The sequence below is a fragment of the [Flexibacter] sp. ATCC 35208 genome (genome assembly GCF_001975825.1).
GTDB lineage: Bacteria > Bacteroidota > Bacteroidia > Chitinophagales > Chitinophagaceae > Chitinophaga.
In genome coordinates this window covers 1-22,758 of sequence record NZ_MTKN01000079.1, presented here as the reverse complement: position 1 = coordinate 22,758, position 22,758 = coordinate 1, and the positions used below count along the sequence as shown (strand labels likewise).

The window sequence follows — 22,758 nt, the reverse complement described above, 5'->3', positions numbered from 1 at the left end:
TTTTCAATAGTTTAGACAATCCCGGAAATTCAATATTGCCCCGATTTTGTACATGGGATGTTCACTAACGAAAAACGGCTGTCTTAATATAAAGACAGCCGTCTGGCAAAAAGGTTGCATTCTTTTTACTCTATTACTTTCACCCTGATTCCTTCACTATGGGCACTGAATTCAGGAGCATACATACACTGTGCAGTACTGATACCGTTACTGAAGTCTCCATTGTGTGTTACAAACATGCTGTATTCAAACACATAAGTACCTTTTGGTAAACGGCTGAAGAAGAAATTAGTAGACGCATCTTTCGTGCTCTGGTAATAACTTACTCCATTTTGCCACCCACTCTGACTAATCACATTCGTAGGTTCAAAACATGCGGCACGCATATCTTTCAGGTGTACATATTCCATGTCACGATCTACCTTCATCACGATACGTGCTTTTACCTTATCACCTACTTTCAGTTGATTGCCATCTTCGATAGCTGTCAGCACAGGACCATTGTCATTTGTCTTCTCGATGAAGAGTTGTTTCTGCAGGGTCATTGGTGTAGCCGCAGTGGTGATTTTGTCCAGCTGCTCAAAGTATTGCCAGTACACAGCGCCCCATGAAGGCTGACCATTACTGCCATCTACTTTTACTTCAATTTTACCCATCGCAGGTTTTACTTCTTCATTGTTAAATTGCTTTTTGAAATAACCGGTACCTGCTTCTTTCTTTTCTTCCTTCACAGTTGTTTTACCCAACTGGATGGTGATTTCAGGATTTGCAGTCAACCAGTTACCACCACCTAAGAGCATTGCATAACAAGCGTCGGCAGTTGCTTTGGTGGTATGCCAGTTATTAGTTTGTTTGTTCTTCAACAACCATGTTTTCATATCGCCTACGGCTACTGAATCATGACTTACACGTTGGAATGCTTCGATGAGCATAGCCTGTGTTTCAATCGGCGCCTGGTACCACCAGTAGCCGGCTGTTACACTCTTCCAGTACATGCCCATCTCTGCGTTGTTGGTGGCGTTTTCTTTCAATGATTGGATAATGCCCTTATCATTTAATACAATCGCCAGCATGGCCTGCGTATAAGTGCTCTGTTGCAACCAGAATTTCTTAGCCTGTGCCAGGTAGAACTGATAAGATTCTTTGTACTTATCTTCTACCGGTTTGTTCAGCAGACTACGCATGTACAGGTAGTGCGATTCGATGTAACCGATATGCTGTTTGTTCAGATCAGCTTTGTTACGTTTCAGCTCATGGTACCAGTCGTCCATCTTCTTGTCTACATAGGCTAAGCCTTTGGTCACAATCGCATCCGCATCCGGACTATTCACAGCACCTACCTGTTGTAAGCGGCCTACACCAGCCAGAATATACTGTGTTACAAACTGATCTTCCCACATACCATTGAACCATGGGAAAGCACCATTTGGCAGCTGTTTCTGACGTAGTTGCTCCAATGCTTTCTGTTGTTCAGCACTCATCTTGTTCAGATCGAAGAGCAGGGCTATATTGCGTTTTTGTTCTGCTTCATTTTTAGCAGCCAGCACCCACGGAGTTTCCTGCAGTAATACACTCTTCAGCTCTTCATTCTTTTGCAGGTTGCTTTGCAGCGCAGTGGTATCAGTTGTCTTCCATTTTTCGAACATGCTTTTTACACCGGGCAGTTTATTCACGATGTAAGTAGCGAGCGTATTCGCATAATAACGGTTGAATACCTGTTCGGAACATTCGTATGGGAACTCCATCAGGTAAGGCAATGCCTGTACTGCGTACCAGGTAGGATTACCGGTGTATTCAACTGTGAGTGCATGCTGCTGTAAAGTTTCTGAAGCATCGCTCTTCAGTAATTTTTCGAAAGTAAATTCTTTCTTTCCATCACCACGCATCGTCAGTGGCAGGGTTTCTGTCACCAGCATTGAGTTGGTCAATACCGGTACAACATTTTCTTCACCATCACTGAATTTGCCGGCAGTAGCAACTACGCGGTACAACAGGGAGCTACCAAATTTATATGGTATTTCTAATGGGAATGTAACAGCAGTGCTTTGTCCTTTAGATACAGTGAAGTGCTGTGCAGGATAAACATTCTGGAACCAGCCGTCTACAGGTTTCATGGTGGTTGCGTCCAGCAGTTCAAGACGTGCTTCGCCAGTCAATGCACTATCAGCAAGGTTGCTGATCTTAGCAGAGAAGATGATCTTATCGCCTTCTCTCATAAAGCGGGGTGCATTTGGCTGCACCATCAATGGTTTCTGTGTGATCACACTGCTTTCAGCATAACCAAATGCAGCGTCTTTTGTATGAGCGAGGCTCATGAAGCGCCAGCGGGTCAGGGCTTCCGGCACGGTGAAGCTGAAGGTGATGTTGCCATTTTCATCAGTGCGAAGGTCAGGGAAGAAGAAAGCGGTTTCGTTGAAGTTGGTGCGGGGGGTGACAGTTTCAACGCTTTTCGCGGGTTCAGCAGTTGCCGTTTGCGCTGTTACAACACCAGGAGCTATTCCTTGTAAGGCAAATAACCCGTTACTGCTCGACACCTTGTCTGCTTCCATCATTGGTGCTGCAAAAGCTACTGATGCTGCTGGCGCAGCCACTCCTTTTTTCATTTCCCTTGCCTTACCTCCGGGCGCTGCGTCCCTGGACATATAATTGTAATAGCGAGGCTGTCCATAACCCGTCAATTTCACTGCCTGTACACCAATCCCCTCTCCAAAATCAATCACAGTTACACCAAACTGTTGTGCACTAAACCAATTCAGATCATCATAAGAAACATTCACATCATCATAATGCGTATCATTCTCAACGAAGTTGTAAGTCTCTGCATTTACCTGCTTAAAGTTTGTATGACCATCCCAGTTTGCCAATCTTGATGCACTCGGATATAAATCAGGCAGTCTCCACTGGTTTGCCCTGAATGCATCCAGCGATGCATCGTACATGGCAGCCAGCAACTCCGCACCTATCTTATCACGTTTTTCACCTTTGATCTGTATGCGCCATTCTTCTTTTGCACCAGGTAAGATCTTATCACGATGTGACTGAATCGTTACATCCAGCTCCTTATTACTCCATGGAACAACGATGGTTCTTTCTTCAGTAAAAACACGATTATCTTTTACAAATGCATACTGCACATTCACATTCCCCCTGTCCGCTTCTTTCACATCATACTTCCTGTCAGTAACACTATTATTGAAAGAGAAATCACTACTTAAAGAAGACTGCAGGTTTGTACTGATCGTTTCAATTATATGCAGGTCTGAAGCAGAAGAACCCAGCAGAAAATGCGCCGTCTCACCGGGTTTCACTGTTTTATCATCTGTATAAGACCAGCTATAAACAGGATACGATACGCGGGTTGCTTTTGCATCCACCAGTTCAAAAGTTTTCTTCTGCATCACCTTCTCACCGAATTTATCGGTCGTGCTTACTTCCAGCTCATACCAACCCGGCGCCAGTGATTTAGCATCGAGTAGCACAGTTGTATTTGCTTCAGTTTTGAGTTGTTTATTGAAAACTGCATTACCTCTTTTCCAGGTATCCTGCTCATCTTCTTCATTGTAGATATCATGCGGGAATGCCTTTTCATATTCCTCACGGGACAGAATGAATTGATCAGGCTTTTCCCAATAACGACTACGCAGTAAGCGACCCGGATGTTGTAATGGTTTCAGGGTAATCGCTACATCAGCAGGTTCAAATACACCATTCAGGTTCTCAGTCAAAATGTTTACCTTTTGCAGGTCCTGTGGCAATACACGGTCTGTCAGCCCAATGCTGATTTCCATGGCCTGGTAACCTACACTCACGCTTTGGTTACCTGTACGGGTCTCCCCATTCACATCTGTGATATCCGCTTCGATAGAATAAGTAAAGACTGGTTTCTGCGAAGCAGCAATGCTCAGATCAGGCAATGCAGGGAAACTTACTTTAAAGCTACCGTCTGCTGCTGTTTCTGTAGTACCTGTTGCGATCTGACGTGCAGGGCTATAAGCAGGCGCTTTCCTTGACATCCACCAGTAAGGGAAACGGGCTTGTCTCATCACACGGTAAGTCACCTTTGCACCATCGATATTATTACCAGCATAAGCCAGTGCATTCCCCTTTACAGTAATGGTATCATTCAGGCGATAAGTACCACGCAACGTATCGAATTCTACATAGAATTTAGGACGTTTGTATTCTTCCACGCTGAATGAAACACTGCCACCATTGTTATCTTCATCGATACGGAATACACCGTTCAACTGGTTTTCCGGCAGTCTGAATTTACCGGCATAAGCACCATATTCATTGGTCGTTAATTCCATTGAATCTACCTTCTGACTATTGCGGTCTACCAGGCGTACAGTTACTTTATAATTGCCCAATATTTTTCTGTCGGTATCTACATCTACACCTCCCTTGAGGCTGACTACAATCCCTTTGAAGTATACCAGCTGACCCGGACGGTAAATTCCTCTGTCGGTGAAGAGGAATGTCTGGTGATCAGGGGTATTTGTATTGTTATTAGAATAGTCGTATCTGTATATGTAATTGTAATCATCCGGAGCCAGTGTATCGGCATTCAGTATCAGCTCATATCTGTTAGTGCTGTATTGCTTTTCAGGCTTCAGGGTTACGGAACCATCCTTTGCTGAAATGGCTGATTGCGTCACCTTCAGTTTGCCATTGTTCTGCTGTTCATACACATTGAATTTCACCCCCTGCAATGGTGCACCTGTTTTCCTGTGCAATGCAAACAATTCCTTTCCATCACCAGCATCATAAGTAGAGCGGGCGATGTAGCTTAAGTTGGAAACGTGTATAAACTGTAGCGCGATAAGATTCTGTTCTTTTGTAAAGGCACTGTTTATACTACCGACCAACATATACAGACCTAACGGCAACGCCTCTATTTTTGCTTCAGCAGTATGTTGCCTGTAATCGTCTGTACCAGGCAAGGCAACGTCCCATGTACGGTCAGCTTTCTTACCCAGGATCTGGTTCCAGTACTTTTTATTACGCTCTTCATATGCCTCATTTGATTCCAGCTGTGCCTTTAATTTAGTGCGGAAGCTCTCATCAATTTTCACCAGTCTGAAGTACAGTTTATTCACGTTTTTATAGCCGATCAGTGCGCGGAAAGGTTCATCTGGCAGGTTCACCTGTTCAGTAGTGACTTCGATAGATTTTTCCTGTATGCTTTGCAGCAGTCCTCTGCAATTGTTTGCGCCAACGGAAACAGGCACTTGTTTGATGGCCTGCTCACACAAAGCCACAGCTTGTTTCATAGCAGCAGAAGGTGTCAGTTCGCCGACATTCTCTTTACCGTTTCCTACACCCTGGTAGTAAAGTGCTACCAGGTACATCACCTGTGTCACACCTTTTTCACCAGCATAGGTTTGCTGCATAGCTTTGATCTGCTGTACGTACAGCTCTTCTTTGTCGGGCATCACAGCTACATCCTTTATGTAGGCAATACGCTCGATGTCTACATCCAGCAGGGCTGCTTTGTCATTTGCATGGAAGCGGATCAGGTCCTGCAGCAGTAAGAGGGCTTTGTACTGATAAGAAGTGGTATCAGCAGATGTAAAGGTGTGTGCCGCAAAAGTAGCAGCAGGTGCAAAAGCAGCAGGGTCCAGCAGTTCGAACTGTTTGGCTGCCTGTCTGAAATTGTACTCTCCTGACTTGAAATAATCTAATGCGCGGTGTGCCAGCAGGTCATATAATGTAGGGCGAAGATTTTCGCTGTTCTGGCCCTTTTCGATGATGACTGCGAAATCTTTGACATTCACTTTTTTGAGCAGTTCCACATCTTTCAGGGAAGAGAGGTAAGCTGCTGCAATCTCTTTATTAAGCCGGTCTGAGGTCCAGGTGCTGATATCTGAAGAAGTATCGCTTTCTATAGCAGTACGGCTATAGAGTTTGCTCCTGTTATTCTCCAGGTAATTGTGGAGCAGTTCCGCCCGCATGCTTTGCAGGATGGCGCGGATCGCTGGGGTAAAAACGACGTTTTGTTCATCTACTACCTTGAAGTTATCGTCGGTAGCAGGGTTTTCGTTCTTTACGTTTACATACTTAATGCGGAAGATCAGGGTTTTTAGCAGCTGACCTTCATTTTTTTGTTGCAGTGCATTCTTGTAGATTACATTGACTTCTTCCAGGGCAGATTTGGGGAGGCCTTTGTCATCTAACTCCTGGACTTTTTTCCAGTGGTTGTCATAGTTAAACTGAGCCATGGTACTATTTGTACTAATGAAAAATAGAATGAAAAAAGCTACGATCAGGCGCATATGTGGATAGCATTTATATGAATAACTGGTGTATTTCCGTCACAGATAGGATGCAGGTGAGGGGTCCTATTCCATAAAGATAGTTATAAAAATATAGGTCTTATGCTGGCAAGAGCCACAGGCTTCGGGCCAAAAAAAATCCTCCTGCTGGCCACAGCCTGACAGGAGGATAATTATTATACAGTTAGTTTATTATTAAGCTTTTACAGCTTTCAGCACTTCTGCCATTGTTTTACCAATGTTTGCAGGGCTTTCTACTACGTGCACACCACACTCTGCCATGATCTTCATCTTAGCAGCAGCAGTATCGTCAGCACCACCGATGATAGCACCAGCGTGACCCATACGACGGCCCGGAGGCGCTGTCTGGCCAGCGATGAAACCAACTACTGGTTTAGTACCGTTTTCTTTGATCCATTTTGCAGCGTCAGCTTCCATGCTACCACCGATTTCACCAATCATGATGATACCTACGGTTTCAGGATCGTTCATCAGCAGTTCAACCGCATCTTTGGTAGGGGTACCAATGATTGGGTCGCCACCGATACCGATAGCTGTAGATACGCCCAGACCAGCTTTTACTACCTGGTCAGCAGCTTCGTATGTCAGAGTACCGGATTTGGATACGATACCGATGTTACCTTTCTTGAAGATGAAACCTGGCATGATGCCTACTTTAGCTTCTTCAGCAGTGATTACACCAGGACAGTTAGGACCGATCAGACGGGAAGAACGACCTACCAGGAAGTTCTTTGCACGAACCATATCCTGTACAGGAATACCTTCTGTAATACAAACTATCAGTTCTATACCTGCTTCAGCAGCTTCCATGATCGCATCTGCAGCGAATCCTGGCGGTACAAAAATGATGGATACATTGGCGCCGGTTGCTTTTACGGCATCATCTACCGTATTAAAAACCGGACGATCCAGGTGCTTGGTGCCGCCTTTCCCCGGCGTAACGCCGCCTACTACCTGCGTGCCATACTCTATCATCTGTGTGGCATGGAATGTGCCTTCTGTACCGGTGAAACCCTGTACAATCACTTTGCTGTTCTTATTAACTAAAACACTCATCGCGCTTGGTTTATGTGTTTGTAATGTTATTGGCAAAAATAACCCGCTAATCCCACATTCCCAATCAATAATTTACTGATTGTGGTCCTGTTCACGTTTTTTTAATGTCCGTCGTCATGTTTTGGCAACTTTTATCTCAGGGCGGGTCAAATTGCCCGGTCTGGCATCAGCCATTTTTTCATTTCAGCATTCACACGGTTCAATTTTCAGCACTACCCTGTTCAGTTCCGGCACTACTCTTTCTTCAGTTTACTTCTCCAATCCTTCTCCTGGAACATCTCCATTTGCCTCATTTCCTTCGCATCACGCAGGAAGTCTGATGCAAAAATGAAGTCATTCAGCCGCTCATCTTTACTGAAAATGATATCTTTATTGCTGCCTTCCCACTGTTTTATACCCTGGTACATGTATACGATGTGATCTCCACTCTCCATTACCGTATTCATGTCGTGTGTATTGATGACCGTGGTCATGTTAAATTCGTGTGTGATTTCCTTAATCAGCTTATCGATCAGCAGGGAAGTTTGCGGATCCAGCCCGGAGTTGGGCTCATCGCAGAATAAGTATTTGGGATTCAAAACGATAGCACGTGCAATACCGACCCTTTTCTTCATACCTCCACTGATCTCTGCCGGAAATTTCTTAGCGGCGTCCTTCAGTTGTACCCTTTCGAGACACTCCATCACACGGGCTTTCTTTTCCTTTATTGATTCCTTAGAGAACATATCGAGCGGGAACATCACGTTTTGCTCTACCGTCAAACTATCAAATAGTGCAGATCCCTGGAAAAGCATCCCGATCTGGCGGCGGATATTTTTTCGTTCATTTTCAGGCATGTTCGTGAAATCCTGTCCATCGTACAGGACCTTGCCACCGTCTATTTCCATCAGCCCAACCATGCACTTCATCATTACCGTCTTACCACTACCACTGGAGCCAATGATCAGGTTCACCTTGCCTGTCTCCATAATTGCCGACACATCTGGCAGGATCACCTTTTCCCCAAAGCCTTTCTTTATATTAACTAATTCGATCATGTTGTCCAGGTTAATTTTGCAGCAGTATTGCCGCCAGTATGTAGTCCATGAATAATATCAATACACAGGTTACCACCACGGCACGGGTACTTGCCTTACCAATTTCGAGCGCACCACCCTGCACATAATATCCGTAATATGATGGTACACTGGATATAATGAACGCGAATACGAATGATTTGAATAGTGCGAAGAAGATATTATAAGGTTTCCATTCCTGTCTTAAACCCTGCCAGAATTGTTCTGCAGAAAGAATGCCGCCCATTTCACCGGCCTTGAGACCACCCCATATACCCAGGAAACCAGCGATACAGATCAGACATGGTATCATGATCAGTGAAGCGACGATCTTTGGCATGATGAGGTAACCACGGGTGTTGATACCCATGATCTCCTGCGCATCAATCTGCTCGGATACACGCATGTTACCCAGCTCAGAGGCAATTTTGGAACCGACCACACCTGCCAGTACGATACAGGTCAGTGTAGGGGCGAATTCGAGGATGATGGTATCCCTCACCACCTGGGCTATTGTAGCTTTGGGGATGATAGGACTGACCAGCTGGTAGGCAATCTGTACAGTGGTTACAGCTCCCATAAAGAGGGAGATGATGAATACAATACCCAATGAACCAATACCGATATCCACACACTGCCTGATGAACTCTTTCCAATACATCTTCATGTTTTCCGGGCGGGAAAACATTCCTTTGAGCATAAGCAGGTAGCTGCCGAAATGATGAAAGAATCTAAATTCCATAACGGGCCAAAGATAATGTATCCATTTAAATAATAATTAAATCATTAAAGAGCGAAGAACAGCGAGAAAACGGCTTCCGCCTTCGGCAGCAGCCGCTTTTTCGCGCCGGCGGTAAGGCCTGCGGCCGGCTATAGAAAACGGTTTTTGCAAAGAACGCTTTTGCTTACGGCCGCAAAAGATATTGCTCTTTTCAAGAACGCTTTTACCTGTGGCCAGCTGATTTTTATTTCATACTCTTTACCAATAATCTTTTCAAACTTCTTTCTATGATCTCCCCCATTGTCTTACACCTCCCAAATACGGCATCATCATAATACTGCGCCAGCTCTTCTCCCAATTGCGTAATCTTTTCAGGAAACGACACCCTATCCGTCATGATCACATCCCTCAGATCCTTGATCCGATGTCTGTGCGCCTTAATCCTGCGGGCTATCAGCGATCGCTCCTCCTGCTGGTACTGCTTTACTACCTCTGCATTTAAATGTTTGATGGCCAGCTCTACGAAAATCCTGTTCTCCTTAAAGTACTGCGGCATGTACAATGTGCGCTTTCCCTCGTAAAACTGCTGGTCAAAATCAATCGCCCTGATCCTGAACTGTACATCATCAAAATCAGGTGTGATATCAAACACAAAATTGTACGATCGCATATCCCCCAACAATCGTACAAAACACCGTTCATTGAACTTTACAAACTCCTTTGCTATACGCTTAGGGTTAAACTCCGGCCGTTGTAAATACTGGTCTATAAACTGATCGCCCGGTACACCCGCAATATGCTCCTCTACCAGTGTATTCCCATCTACAATGTAACTCATCCAGTAAGGAGACAAAATATGTTCCAGTTCTAAACCGTAAATGCGTGAAGCATCGGCCGTCTTGATATAAAAATAATCGTAAACTTCGTTGTAGGTATTGACAATCCTGATACGGAAAGGGTGTGAATTCCCAAATGTGCAGTAATCAATCCGCTCTACCTGCAAATGTTCTTCTGCAGCCTGATCACCACCAGCCTTGAGGATGGAGTAAATTCTTTTGAGGCCCGCTTTCAGCTGACCATACATACTATCAGGATAAAATACAGATTCCCAGAGGGTATCCTTCCCGTCTTTGTCATACACAGGAATGGAGGAATCATAATAGCGGAGTTCTTCGTAAGATATCGGCAACCGGATCTCCCGCTCGTACAATTTGAGGTACCCGCGAAATGCAGGATTCAGTGGAAAGAAGGTCTTTTTCCGGGAGATGTACTGCATGCTTTTTACTATAAAGATACAGATCTCTGCCCGTGGACAGAGACCTGTAAATTATATTATTTGCAGCATTTATGCTGTGCTTCTACTACAGCGATATTCACCATGTTTACTATCTGCCTTACGGTACTACCCAACTGCAGAATATGTACTGGTTTTTTGATACCCAGCAGGATAGGCCCGATCGCATCAAAACCCGCTACTTCCTGCAACAGGTTGTAGGCTACGTTGCCCGCGGTGAGGTTCGGGAAGATCAGGGTATTTACTTCCTGGTCTATCAGCTCACTAAACGGATAACTATCCTTCAGGATCTCTTTATTGAACGCCATCGCAGCCTGGATTTCACCATCTACGATCAGTGACGGTTCCCTCATTTTCACGATATCTCTTGCCTTGGCTACCAGCTGTGCCTCAGGGGTTGGACTGGAACCAAAGTTGGAATAAGATACCATCGCAATGCGTGGGGTGATATTGAATTGTCTTACTTCCTCAGCAACCAGCAGTGTGATTTCGGCCAGCTCTTCGGCAGTAGGGTTAAAGTTGACTGTCGTATCGGCCAGGAACAGCGGACCACGCTTGGTATTGATGATGTACATACCTGCCACACGCTTTACGTTTGGCGCAGTGCCAATTACATGCAATGCCGGACGAATGGTATCCGGATAGTTACGTGTCAGACCAGAGATCAATGCATCTGCCTCACCAGTTTCCACCATCATACAGCCGAAGTAGTTACGCTCACGCATTACCTTCTTCGCTTCGTACTGGTTAAAGCCTTTACGCTGACGTTTCTGGAAAAACAGTTCACCATATTCATGGCGTTTCTCTGTCATCTCATCGCTCTTAGGATCGATGATCACAGTATCTTCCAGCTCGATACCATTTTCTGCAGCGAGGGTCCTGATCCTTTGCTCATTACCCAGCAGGATCGGGTAAGCGATACCTTCGTCTCTTACTACCTGTGAAGCTTTTAGTACCTTCAGGTTATCTGCTTCTGCAAATACTACCTTGCGTGGATCCTGACGGGCTTTGGTACCGATTACGCGGAAGAGCTGGTTGTCCAGTCCAAGGCGTTTGTTCAGTACATTCGTATACTCTTCCCAGTTCGCTATTGGTTGCTGCGCAACACCACTTTCCATCGCTGCTTTTGCCACTGCCGGTGCTACATGACTGAGCAGACGTGGATCCAGGGGTTTTGGAATAATATAACGGGGACCGAAATAGATATTTTTTTCGTTGTAAGCCAGGTTCACGATATCTGGCACCGGTTCCTTCGCCAGTTCTGCCAGTGCATTGACAGCAGCAAGTTTCATGGCTTCGTTGATCTGTGTGGCACGTACATCCAGCGCACCACGGAAGATGTAGGGGAAACCCAATACATTGTTCACCTGGTTAGGATGATCGGAACGACCTGTCGCCATGATCACATCAGGACGGGACGCAATCGCCAGATCATAAGCGATCTCCGGATCAGGGTTCGCCATCGCAAATACGACCGGATTTTCAGCCATTGTCTTGATCATCTCCGGTGTGACCACATTACCTACCGATAAACCAACAAATACATCTGCCCCTTTCAGCGCATCTGCCAGAGAGTTTACATTCGCTGTTGTTGCAAACTGGCGGTGCAGTTCTGACAAACCTTCGCGACTGGTGCTAATTACACCATCTTTGTCGAACATGATGATGTTCTCTTTTCTGGCACCCAGGGCTACATACAATTTTACACAGGCCATAGCTGCCGCACCGGCGCCATTGAACACGATCCTTACCTTCGTAATATCTTTCTTCACAAGGTCCATAGAGTTCAGCAGCGCAGCACTGGAAATGATGGCCGTACCATGCTGGTCATCGTGCATGATCGGGATCTTCAGTTCCTTTTTCAGGCGGTCTTCGATTTCAAAACACTCAGGACTCTTAATATCTTCCAGGTTGATCCCACCGAAGGTAGGTTCCATGGCTTTTACCACGTTCACGAATTCATCTACATTCTTGGTATTCAATTCAATATCAAACACATCAATATCTGCGAAGATCTTGAACAATACCGCCTTCCCTTCCATCACCGGCTTACCAGCCTCAGGGCCAATATCACCCAGTCCCAGTACAGCAGTACCATTGCTGATGACTGCTACCAGGTTGCCCTTGGCAGTATATTTATAAACATTTTCTACGTCTTTGTGAATTTCTTTGCAGGGCTCTGCTACTCCAGGAGAATAAGCGAGTGAGAGGTCCCATTGTGTTTTGGTGTTTTTAGTAGGTATTACTTCGATCTTCCCAGGCCGACCTAAAGCATGATAGTCTAAAGCATCCTGCTTGTTCTGTTTTCTTGCCATAATTCAAAATGAGATTGTTCTTGGGCGTCAAATATACAAAGTATTGGAGGAAAGGATGCTGTAATATGTCAGTATTATATGTATGGATGACACTTTTAACAACATTATTATACCGGTCAGTATATTATCATTATAAAAACAACCACTCCCCTGATGAATTAACGGCTTTGAGAACCCTTATCCAGACTACATCCTATCGGGCTATACCAGCTATACCACGACTATAGGTCTTTCCCGGGGATATCCCGCCTATAACCCGCATATAAGCCGCCCATAAGCCGTAGATAAGCCGCATCTATATAGAGGCGGCTTATCTACGGCTTATCTCCGGGTTATGGGCAGGTTATCCATATTTTTATCCTATGTTAAGGTGGCTCACGGCCATAAATGAAATATTTACTTACTTTTACCGCGTATTAATCTGCCTGAATAACATGATACAACGCATTCAAAGTCTTTACCTTCTGGTAGCTGCCGGAGCTGCTGTAGGAACATGGTTTCTGGATATCTTCAAAGTGACCCTGAGTGATGATCAGGTACCTAAGTATTTCAATGCCCAGTCAAATTTTATGGTGTTTGTAGTCTACATGCTGATTGTAGCGCTATCCGTGTTCTGTATTTTCCTGTTTAAAAACCGGAAACTACAGTTCAGGCTGACGGTGTTGGATATTTTTCTGGCGATAGTGGCGATCGCGTTGCAGTACTTTAAAGTGCAGGATTTTGTAAATGCATTCGCGTCAGCAGGCAAAACGATTGCTTCGTCTACTTACCTGCCAGGTGCGTTTCTACCGGTGTTGATCCTGATCTTCCTGATCATGGCAGCGAGAGGTATCTATAAGGATGAAAAACTGATTAAATCTCTGGATAGATTGAGATAACATAAAAACATTCATGAAAGAGGGAATTCACCAACGAAGATGAAACCCATTTTCAGAAAAAAGGCGGACCATCTGGTCCGCCTTTTTCTTTATATAAGTATTGTCTTTCTTTTATAAGTATTGTCCGGTATAACTTTCTTTTACTTTTTTGAGTCCGTCCGGCACCCCTGCATATAGCAGTTGTCCGCCACCGGCCCCGCCTTCAGGCCCCAGGTCTATGACCCAGTCAGCACTTTTTATTACATCTGTATTATGTTCGATCACTATGACTGAATGCCCCTGTTCGATCAATGCATTGAATGATCCCAACAGCTTCTTGATATCATGGAAGTGCAGACCAGTGGTCGGTTCATCGAATATAAAAAGGATGTGCCCCTGTGCCTTACCCTTACCCAGGAAGGAAGCCAGTTTTACACGCTGTGCCTCGCCGCCGCTCAGGGTATCGCTACTCTGGCCCAGTTTTACATAACCTAAACCTACATTGCTGAGCGGCCGGATCTTATTCACTACATCCTTCTCATCTTTGAAGAAATCCAGCGCTTCGTCCACACCCAATTCCAATACGTCGTAGATGTTCTTTCCCTTGTAAGTCACTTCCAATACTTCGTCCTTGAACTTACGGCCACCACAGCTTTCGCATTGCAGGTGCACGTCTGCCAGGAACTGCATTTCTACTACTACTTCCCCTTCCCCTTTACAAGCATCGCAACGGCCACCGTCTACGTTGAATGAGAAGTGCTTTGGCTGAAAGCCGCGCATCTTGCTCAGTGGCTGACGGGAGAAGAGATCACGGATCTCATCGTAGGCTTTGATATAGGTAACAGGGTTGGAGCGGGATGACTTACCGATCGGGTTCTGGTCGATCATTTCGATCTGAGTGATGTCGTCCAGCGCACCTTTCAGCGCACGGTGCTGTCCTACCCTTTCTGCAAATTCGCCTTTCAGTTTCATGAGGGCCGGATACAGGATCTGCTTTACCAGCGTGGTCTTGCCGGAGCCACTCACACCACTTACCACACACAGTACTTCCAATGGAAAATCCACATCTATGTTCTTCAGGTTGTTTTGTTTACAACCTTCGAGGGTGATAGATTTCTTCCACTTGCGGATACGGGCAGGTGGTTCTATAGAAAGCTGACCACTCAGGTACTTGCCGGTCAGGCTGTTCGCATCTTTTAGAATAGATGGATAGTCACCGGCAAAGATCACTTCTCCACCCAGGTGACTGGCCAGCGGTCCCATATCGATGATATAGTCTGCTTCTTCCATCATCTGTTCGTCGTGTTCTACCACCACTACGGTGTTGCCCAGATCACGCAGTTCCTTGAGTACACCGATCAGGCGGTGGGTATCGCGGGCATGCAGGCCTATGCTGGGTTCATCCAGTATATACATGGAGTTGGTAAGGTTACTACCCAGGGAGCGGGTCAGCTGTATACGCTGGCTTTCGCCACCACTCAGGGTATTGGCCACACGGTTCAGGGTGAGGTAACCCAGCCCTACGTCAAGCAGGGTTTTGATACGGTGGTGAATTTCCAGCAGGATACGTTTACCCACCTGTTGATCGAATTCATTGAGTTGTAACTGGTTGAACCAGGCGTACAGGTTTTCCACCGGCAGCTCTACCAGGTTGGCGATGTTGGCACCGTTTATCTTGATGTACAGCGCTTCTTTACGGAGGCGGCCACCCCCACATTCAGGGCAGGTAGTACGGCCACGGTAGCGGGATTGCAGTACACGGTATTGAACTTTATAGAGGTTTTGCTCCACCATTTTGAAGAACTCATTGAGCCCGTAGAAGTGCTCATTGCCTGTCCAGAGCAGGTTATACTGATCTTCAGTGAGGTCGGTGATCGGTTTGTGGATGGGGAAGTTGAACTTGCGGGACGCCTTGATGAGGGCTTCTTTGTATTCACCCATCTTTTCGCCTCTCCATGGAGCGATGGCACCTTCGAATACACTGATGCGCTTGTCTGGAATGACGAGGTCAGCATCGATACCCAGTGTCTGGCCAAAACCTTCGCATACAGGGCAGGCCCCGTATGGGTTATTGAAGGAGAAGAGGTTCGGAACCGGCTCTTCGAATTGCAGCCCATCCAGTTCAAAACGGTTGGAGAAGTGCTGTATATCGCCACCGTCTGTCTCTACGAGGCAGTCGCCTTCGCTTTCGTAAAAGGCCGTCTGCACAGAATCCGCGATGCGGTGCAGGTCGTCTTCTTCGAAGTCTTTGGCTACGAGGCGGTCTATGAGCAGGTAAGTTTCTTTAGGCAAGGCTGGCTTTTTCTCTTCCAGCAGTTCTTCGATGCGGAGGAGTTTTCCACCTTGCCTGTCTTTGGCGTACAGACGGGAGAAGCCTTTCTGCATCAGGATCTGCAGCTCTTCTTTTACGTCTCTTTTCTCATGACGGCGAAAGACGACCAGGATCTGGATCTTAGTGCCATCAGGCAATTTATTAATATAGTCAGTGACGTCGCTTACTTCGTGTTTCTTTACCAATTCGCCGGAGATCGGTGAATAGGTTTTACCGATACGGGCGAACAGCAGACGGAGGTAATCGTAGAGTTCTGTCATGGAGCCTACGGTAGAACGGGGGGTACGGGTAATGACCTTTTGTTCAATGGCGATGGCAGGACAGATACCTTTAATATAGTCTACGTCTGGTTTGTTCATACGCATCAGGAACTGGCGGGCGTATGCGGAAAGGCTTTCCGCGTAGCGGCGCTGGCCTTCGGCGTAGAGGGTATCCATGGTCAGGGAAGATTTGCCTGAGCCGGATACGCCGGTTACGACTACGAGTTTATTGCGGGGAATGCCTACACTTACGTTTTTTAGGTTGTGCACCCTGGCTCCTTTTATATATATCTGATCTTGCGTATTGATGGGGGCATCGTCGGCAATGATTTCCGGTTTCTTTGATTTTGTAGCCATATTCCAGCGAGTTGTTATTTTGCCAAAAATTTTAGCATTACGAAGGTAAGGGATTTGAAACAAATGAAAATCTTCAGCTTGTTATGGTAATTTGAAATGGCCTGCGGCGGCATGAAACAAGGGATTTTTTCTTTTTTTAAAGCAACCACTTTATTTCTGCCTTGATACTCAATATTAAATCTTTCAATAATGACAAATCACTGATGTCAGGGGGTTGTTTAATTCAACTTTAACATTATATTTGCATTACTACCTGAATCGTGAGCATCGGCTGAAATAACTATCACACATAAAAACTTCCTATTATAGCATAAACTCTACACTATTTTCACCTACAGCAGACTTGAATTAAGTCGGTTTCTTTATTATAAACCCGCTATTGTAGACGTTTATGCAAATAATGTACAAACTCAGCGACGAGCAATTAATTACCCTATTTAAGAAAGGGCATGCCAATGCATTGGAAGAACTGGTGCAAAGACATAAAGACAAGCTCTATACCTCTATCTTTTTATTAGTCAAGGACTCATTCCTGGCTGAAGACATTTTTCAAGACACATTTATTAAGATCATCGATACTATCCGGGCTGAACGCTATACAGAGAAAGGTAAATTCCTTCCCTGGGCAATGCGTATCGCACACAACCTGTGTGTAGATTACTTCCGTAAGATCAAGCGTACACCGATCATCAAAACCAGCGACGACAAAGATATTTTCAATGTCCTGAGCTTTAGCGAAAGCAGTGCAGAAGAAAAGATGATCACCCGTCAGAGCCACGACCGTGTGCGTCGTATGCTCGACATGTTGCCTGAGGAACAACGGGAAGTAATCATCCTGCGTCACTATGCTGATCTTAGCTTTAAAGAGATTGCTGATCTCACGCAGGTGAGTATCAATACAGCATTAGGTCGTATGCGTTATGGCCTGATAAACCTCCGGAAGATGATGACGGAGAAACAAATTTGTTTGTAATCCGTTCTTGCTTGCCATAAAACGGGCGACCGATTATTATGATCGACCGCCCGTTATTTTTGCATTTACAGATTTTCGAAGATCATAGCGGCTCCCTGTCCTACCCCCACACACATGGTGGTCAAACCGTATTTCACTCCCTGCAGGCGCTTCATTTCGTGCCCCAGTGTACCTACTATCCTTGCTCCCGTACATCCCAGCGGATGTCCCATAGCAATGGATCCACCATTTACATTAATTTTTGACGGGTCCAGTCCTAAGTCCTGTATACAAGCCAGGGCCTGTACAGCAAAGGCTTCATTCAGTTCTATCAGATCCAGCTGACTGGCAGTAATGCCTGCGCGCTTCAGTGCTTTTTCTGTAGCCGGCACCGGGCCTATGCCCATGATAGCCGGGTCCACACCCGCTACTGCCATGGATTTCACCTGCATGAGGGGCTTGAGGTTATATTGCTTCAAAGCCTGTTCGGATACTATCAATACAAGGGCAGCGCCATCGTTGATACCGGCACTGTTACCCGCTGTGACACTACCTTCTTTAGCAAAGGCAGGACGTAACCCGGCTAATTTTTCTAATGAAGTCTCCCTGGGATGTTCGTCATTGCTGATCACCACCTGTTCCTGCTTATTGGGAGTAATAGGTACGGGAATGATTTCTCTTGGCCAGATACCTGCATCCAGTGCGGCTTTGTACTTTATCTGGCTCGCAAGGGCAAATTCATCCTGGGCTTCGCGGGAGATCTTCCAGCGGGTAGCAATATTTTCAGCAGTTTCGCCCATGGAATAGGGATAATACATATCCGCCAGCTTCCTGTTGGTAAAACGCCAGCCTATGGTAGAATCTACTATTTCTGTTTTACGGCTGTAGGCGGCATCGGGTTTTGGCATCACCAGGGGAGCACGGGTCATGCTTTCGACCCCACCAGCCAGGTACACATCTCCTTCTCCACACATAATCGCCCTGGCAGCATCCATCACCGCCTGCATACCGGAGGCACAAAGCCTGTTCACGGTATTGCCCGCTACCGATACTGGCAATCCTGCCAGTAGTGCAGACATTCTGGCCACATCCCTGTTATCTTCCCCTGCCTGGTTGGTAGCCCCGGCTATCACATCTTCAATGCTGTTGGGGTCCAGGGTGGGATTTCGTTCCATCATCGATCGGATAAGGAGGGCCAGCATATCGTCGGGCCTAATAGTGCTTAACACCCCGCCATAGCGGCCAATTGGGGTACGCACTGCGTCTACTATATAAGCAGCTTGCATTGCTTGGAGGATTGCTTTGGTTAATAAAAGGTTGTAAATGTAGGGGATTTTTGGACGATAAAAATTTACGTATCTTCGCAGATTAATACCGACTGCCGTAAGGCAGACATTATATCACATAAAGGTCAGGAATGAAATTGGGCAAAACGAATATCCGGCAGCTGAGTCTGTCAGAGATACAGGAATACTTCGGGTCTATTGGGGAAAAGCCCTTCCGGGCCAAACAGGTGTATGAGTGGCTGTGGCTCAAGCATGCAACCAGTTTTGACGGAATGACCAACCTTTCCAGAGAGCTACGCGTCAAGCTGGAAGAACACTTCACTTTACCTGCCGTACAGGTCGATACCACCCAACATAGCGAAGACGGCACTATCAAAAGTCGATTCAAATTACATGACGGTCACCTCGTAGAAGGCGTACTGATACCTACTGATACCAGACAAACCGCCTGCGTATCCTCACAGGTAGGTTGCAGCCTGAGCTGTAAATTCTGTGCCACAGGGTATATGGATCGTAAACGTAACCTTGAATTCGATGAAATCTTCGATGAGGTAGCCCTTCTGAACGACCAGGCCATGAGTGCCTACGGCAAGAAACTGAGCAATATCGTATTTATGGGTATGGGAGAACCCCTGCTCAACTACAAAAATGTACTGGCGAGCATCGAGCGCATTACCAGTCCGGATGGATTGGGTATGTCTCCAAAGAGGATCACTGTATCCACTGCCGGCGTATCCAAGATGATCCGTCAGCTGGGAGACGACAAGGTGAAATTCAACCTCGCCCTGTCCCTGCACGCCGCCAATGATCAGAAGCGCAGCCAGATCATGCCTATCAACGAGACAAATAACCTCAAAGTACTGATAGAGGCGCTCAACTACTTCTACAAACAAACACAAAGCCAGATCTCTTTCGAATATATATTGTTCAAAGACTTCAACGACTCCTTACAGGATGCCGATGAGCTGATCCGCATCTACAGACAGGTGCCGGCCGATCTGGTAAATATTATAGAATACAATCCCATCTCCAATGCGCGCTTCCAGAAACCGGAAGAAGAAGTGGCAGATGCTTTTATGGAATACCTGGGTAAAAACCGGGTCAATGCCCGTCTCCGCCGCAGCCGTGGTAAAGATATTGACGCGGCTTGTGGTCAGCTGGCAAATAAAGGCTGATCTCCCCTTTTTTAAATTTTAATACTAACAGATGAAGAAAAATACACCTGCTAAAAAAGGATTCTCTCCTTTCAAGGAAAATAAATCCAGGGCAAAGGGAAATGATTCCCGCCCGGCGAAACGTAGTGCTACTGGCGGACGTCCGCCACGCAAAGAGAATGATGGAGAATTTCGTCCGCGCAAGAATGATGGAGAAGGTTTCCGTGGTCGTAAGAACGATGGAGAAGGTTTCCGCCCGCGTAAGAATGATGGAGAAGGATTCCGTCCTCGTAAGAATGATGGAGAAGGTTTCCAGGCACGTAAGAACGATGGAGAAGGATTCCGTCCTCGTAAGAATGATGGAGAAGGTTTCCGTGGCCGTAAGAGTGATGATGGAGAGGGTTTCCGCCCGCGTAAGAACGATGGAGAAGGTTTCCGTGGCCGTAAGAGTGATGATGGTGAAGGCTTCCGCCCGCGTAAGAACGATGGAGAAGGTTTCCGTGGTCGTAAGAGTGATGATGGAGAGGGTTTCCGTCCTCGTAAGAATGATGGAGAAGGTTTCCATGGTCGTAAGAGTGATGATGGAGAGGGTTTCCGCCCGCGTAAGAACGATGGAGAAGGTTTCCGTGGCCGTAAGAGTGATGATGGTGAAGGCTTCCGCCCGCGTAAGAACGATGGTGAAGGTTTCCGTGGCCGTAAGAGTGATGATGGTGAAGGCTTCCGTGGTCGTAAGAGCGATGATGGTGAAGGTTTCCGTGGCCGTAAGAGCGACGAGCGTCCTGCACGCCGCCCCGCTGGCAAAGACGAAAATGGTGAACCACTTCCTGCATTCAAAAAGAAAGAACAAACTGATGGCGAGGATGCTTCCCGCCGTAACAGAATAAAACCAGCCCTAAAAACTGCCAATGGCAGAACACCTTTCAAACCTAAACCAGGTGCGAAACGTGATGACAGCGCCTTCCATGGTACTGACCGTGGCGACAGAAAAGGTAAAGACGAGCGTGAAACCCCAAGTGGTTTCAACCGCAAGAAATATTTCGACAATACCAATGAGCGTTTTGCTGCCAGACAGGAACGTAAAACTGCTGCAAGACGTGACCGTAAAGGATCTTCCACTGGTTCTTTCGGCAAAAAAAGCGACAGAGATGAATCTGGTGTAGCAATCGAAGGCGAAATGCCACTGAACAAATACATCGCTCATTGCGGCCTTTGCTCTCGTCGTAAAGCTGTAGACTATGTAAAAGAAGGTAAGATCACTGTAAATGGTACCGTCATCACCGAACCTGCTTTCAAAGTCACTAAGAAAGACGAAGTAACCATCCTTGGTAAGAAAATGCACATCCAGAAAAACCTGGTGTACATCCTCCTGAACAAACCGAAAGGCTACATCACCACGACTGACGATCCAGAAGGCCGTAAGACAGTGATGGAACTGATCCAGGATGCTACCGAAGAAGAAAGAGTATACCCTGTAGGTCGCCTGGACCGTAACACCTCTGGTCTGCTCCTGCTCACCAACGATGGTGAACTGGCACAAAAACTCTCTCACCCTAAACACAACATCCGTAAGATATATCACGTAGGTCTGAACAAACCACTGACCAAAGCACACTTTGAAGCCATCCTGGCAGGTGTGACCCTGGAAGATGGTGTGGCGAATGTAGATGTACTGGGATATGTAGACAACGCTGATAAAACACAGATAGGTATCGAAATTCATAGCGGCAAGAACCGTATCGTTCGCCGTATTTTCGAACACCTGGAATATGAAGTGGAGAAACTGGATCGTGTGACCTACGCGGGATTAACAAAGAAGAACATCAACAGGGGCCACTGGCGCTACCTGACTGAAAAAGAAATCATCCTGCTTAAGCATTTCAAATAAGGAACCGCTGCGATACCTGACTTAAAAGGAATTCATTCGGCTCAAGCATTGCATTTTAAATAAATTATGCGCATTAACGACCTGATTATAAAAGAAACGCCGGACTATGTGATCATCAACAAACCGGCAGGCGTGCTGACCATTCCGGACAGGCACGACAACCAGCTGTCTTCTATTCAGGGACTGCTGAGAAAACACTATGGTAATATCTTTACCGTACACAGACTGGATAAGGATACAAGTGGAGTGATCCTCTTTGCGAAAAACGAAGTGGCCCACAAGTATTACTCCCAGGCATTCGAAGGCAGAAACGTTCAGAAGTTCTACCTGGGGCTGGTGAACGGGCAGCTGACGCCAGCTACCGGCACCATCGAGGAAGCCATTGCTGAACACCCGATCACAAAGGGTAAAATGGTGACCGCTAAAAAGGGTAAAAACGCCCACACGGATTATGAAGTGCTGGAAGCATTTGGCCTGTATAGCCTGGTGAAACTTCAGATTCATACCGGCCGTACCCACCAGATCAGGGTACACATGAAGCATATAGGCCACCCGATAGCAGTAGATGAGATGTATGGTACCAATACCCCTATCCTGCTGTCTGCTATCAAAAAGACCTATAAGCTGGGTAAGCATGATGTGGAAGAACGCCCATTGCTGAGCAGATTAGCCCTGCATTCTTTCCAGCTGCACTTTACTGATCAGCAGGGAGAAAAACAGGTAGCAGAGGCGCCATTGGCCAAGGATATCCAGGCGGTGGTGACACAGCTGCGCAAGAACAGCAGCGGGTATGTGCCTAAGCTGGTGTTGTAAGTGTATTGATGTTTTGATCTTCAGATCTTTTGATATTGAGGCTGCTCCGACCAGGGGCAGCCTTTTTTATGAAAATGGGTTTCACGCCTATTGATGAATGCCCTCTTTCATGAAGGTTTTTCTGA

General features: G+C 46.3%; 13 protein-coding genes. 5 read left to right on the top strand and 8 right to left on the bottom strand.

Going from position 1 to position 22,758, the window contains the following annotated elements:
* Positions 1–125: 125 nt before the first annotated feature.
* The 6 genes from BW716_RS30680 to BW716_RS30655 form a co-directional block, all read right to left on the bottom strand.
* On the bottom strand, positions 126–6,221 hold the full coding sequence (locus BW716_RS30680; RefSeq protein ID WP_179091342.1) for an alpha-2-macroglobulin: 6,096 nt from the start codon (positions 6,219–6,221) through the stop codon (positions 126–128).
* Between the two features lie 249 nt (positions 6,222–6,470).
* Complete coding sequence (gene sucD, locus BW716_RS30675; RefSeq protein ID WP_083729894.1) at positions 6,471–7,352, bottom strand: succinate--CoA ligase subunit alpha; 882 nt, start codon at positions 7,350–7,352, stop codon at positions 6,471–6,473.
* A gap of 233 nt (positions 7,353–7,585) precedes the next feature.
* Positions 7,586–8,389, bottom strand: coding sequence for an ABC transporter ATP-binding protein (locus tag BW716_RS30670; protein WP_083729893.1), 804 nt, complete (start codon positions 8,387–8,389; stop codon positions 7,586–7,588).
* A 10-nt stretch (positions 8,390–8,399) separates the two neighbouring features.
* A complete protein-coding gene (locus BW716_RS30665; protein ID WP_083729892.1) occupies positions 8,400–9,149 on the bottom strand; it encodes an ABC transporter permease in 750 nt (249 codons plus the stop codon).
* A gap of 223 nt (positions 9,150–9,372) precedes the next feature.
* Entirely contained in the window at positions 9,373–10,404 is a 1,032-nt protein-coding gene (locus tag BW716_RS30660; protein ID WP_083729891.1) for a hypothetical protein, read from the bottom strand.
* 56 nt (positions 10,405–10,460) lie between these two features.
* Entirely contained in the window at positions 10,461–12,737 is a 2,277-nt protein-coding gene (locus BW716_RS30655; RefSeq protein WP_083729890.1) for an NADP-dependent malic enzyme, read from the bottom strand.
* Positions 12,738–13,171: 434 nt separating this feature from the next.
* Between BW716_RS30655 and BW716_RS30650 the strand changes: the two genes are divergently transcribed.
* The gene (locus BW716_RS30650; protein WP_179091341.1) at positions 13,172–13,615 is read left to right on the top strand and encodes a DUF4293 domain-containing protein; all 444 of its coding nucleotides are present in this window, start codon (positions 13,172–13,174) and stop codon (positions 13,613–13,615) included.
* 111 nt (positions 13,616–13,726) lie between these two features.
* Here the strand turns inward: BW716_RS30650 and uvrA are convergent, their stop codons facing one another.
* Complete coding sequence (gene uvrA, locus BW716_RS30645) at positions 13,727–16,543, bottom strand: excinuclease ABC subunit UvrA (RefSeq protein WP_083729888.1); 2,817 nt, start codon at positions 16,541–16,543, stop codon at positions 13,727–13,729.
* 391 nt (positions 16,544–16,934) lie between these two features.
* On the opposite strand from uvrA, the gene BW716_RS30640 reads away from it, so the two are divergent.
* A complete protein-coding gene (locus BW716_RS30640; protein ID WP_179091340.1) occupies positions 16,935–17,516 on the top strand; it encodes an RNA polymerase sigma factor in 582 nt (193 codons plus the stop codon).
* Positions 17,517–17,581: 65 nt separating this feature from the next.
* Here BW716_RS30640 and BW716_RS30635 read toward each other — a convergent pair whose 3' ends face one another.
* Positions 17,582–18,781, bottom strand: a complete 1,200-nt coding sequence (locus tag BW716_RS30635; protein ID WP_083729886.1) for an acetyl-CoA C-acyltransferase — start codon at positions 18,779–18,781, stop codon at positions 17,582–17,584.
* Between the two features lie 131 nt (positions 18,782–18,912).
* Between BW716_RS30635 and rlmN the strand changes: the two genes are divergently transcribed.
* The 3 genes from rlmN (at position 18,913) to BW716_RS30620 (ending at position 22,633) form a co-directional block, all read left to right on the top strand.
* Positions 18,913–19,956 carry a 23S rRNA (adenine(2503)-C(2))-methyltransferase RlmN gene (rlmN, locus tag BW716_RS30630; protein ID WP_083729885.1) on the top strand — a complete coding sequence of 348 codons (1,044 nt, stop codon included), beginning with the start codon at positions 18,913–18,915 and terminating at the stop codon, positions 19,954–19,956.
* 31 nt (positions 19,957–19,987) lie between these two features.
* Positions 19,988–21,820, top strand: a complete 1,833-nt coding sequence (locus tag BW716_RS38260) for a pseudouridine synthase (RefSeq protein ID WP_235643981.1) — start codon at positions 19,988–19,990, stop codon at positions 21,818–21,820.
* A 66-nt stretch (positions 21,821–21,886) separates the two neighbouring features.
* Positions 21,887–22,633 carry an RluA family pseudouridine synthase gene (locus tag BW716_RS30620; protein ID WP_083729884.1) on the top strand — a complete coding sequence of 249 codons (747 nt, stop codon included), beginning with the start codon at positions 21,887–21,889 and terminating at the stop codon, positions 22,631–22,633.
* Positions 22,634–22,758 lie beyond the last annotated feature (125 nt).

Excerpts from the sequence above, each read along its gene's own strand:
- BW716_RS30680 (WP_179091342.1), bottom strand. The coding sequence starts at position 6,221 with ATGGCTCAGTTTAACTATGACAACCACTGGAAAAAAGTCCAGGAGTTA.
- sucD (WP_083729894.1), bottom strand. The coding sequence starts at position 7,352 with ATGAGTGTTTTAGTTAATAAGAACAGCAAAGTGATTGTACAGGGTTTC.
- BW716_RS30670 (WP_083729893.1), bottom strand. The coding sequence starts at position 8,389 with ATGATCGAATTAGTTAATATAAAGAAAGGCTTTGGGGAAAAGGTGATC.
- BW716_RS30665 (WP_083729892.1), bottom strand. The coding sequence starts at position 9,149 with ATGGAATTTAGATTCTTTCATCATTTCGGCAGCTACCTGCTTATGCTC.
- BW716_RS30660 (WP_083729891.1), bottom strand. The coding sequence starts at position 10,404 with ATGCAGTACATCTCCCGGAAAAAGACCTTCTTTCCACTGAATCCTGCA.
- BW716_RS30655 (WP_083729890.1), bottom strand. The coding sequence starts at position 12,737 with ATGGCAAGAAAACAGAACAAGCAGGATGCTTTAGACTATCATGCTTTA.
- BW716_RS30650 (WP_179091341.1), top strand. The coding sequence starts at position 13,172 with ATGATACAACGCATTCAAAGTCTTTACCTTCTGGTAGCTGCCGGAGCT.
- uvrA (WP_083729888.1), bottom strand. The coding sequence starts at position 16,543 with ATGGCTACAAAATCAAAGAAACCGGAAATCATTGCCGACGATGCCCCC.
- BW716_RS30640 (WP_179091340.1), top strand. The coding sequence starts at position 16,935 with ATGCAAATAATGTACAAACTCAGCGACGAGCAATTAATTACCCTATTT.
- BW716_RS30635 (WP_083729886.1), bottom strand. The coding sequence starts at position 18,781 with ATGCAAGCTGCTTATATAGTAGACGCAGTGCGTACCCCAATTGGCCGC.
- rlmN (WP_083729885.1), top strand. The coding sequence starts at position 18,913 with ATGAAATTGGGCAAAACGAATATCCGGCAGCTGAGTCTGTCAGAGATA.
- BW716_RS38260 (WP_235643981.1), top strand. The coding sequence starts at position 19,988 with ATGAAGAAAAATACACCTGCTAAAAAAGGATTCTCTCCTTTCAAGGAA.
- BW716_RS30620 (WP_083729884.1), top strand. The coding sequence starts at position 21,887 with ATGCGCATTAACGACCTGATTATAAAAGAAACGCCGGACTATGTGATC.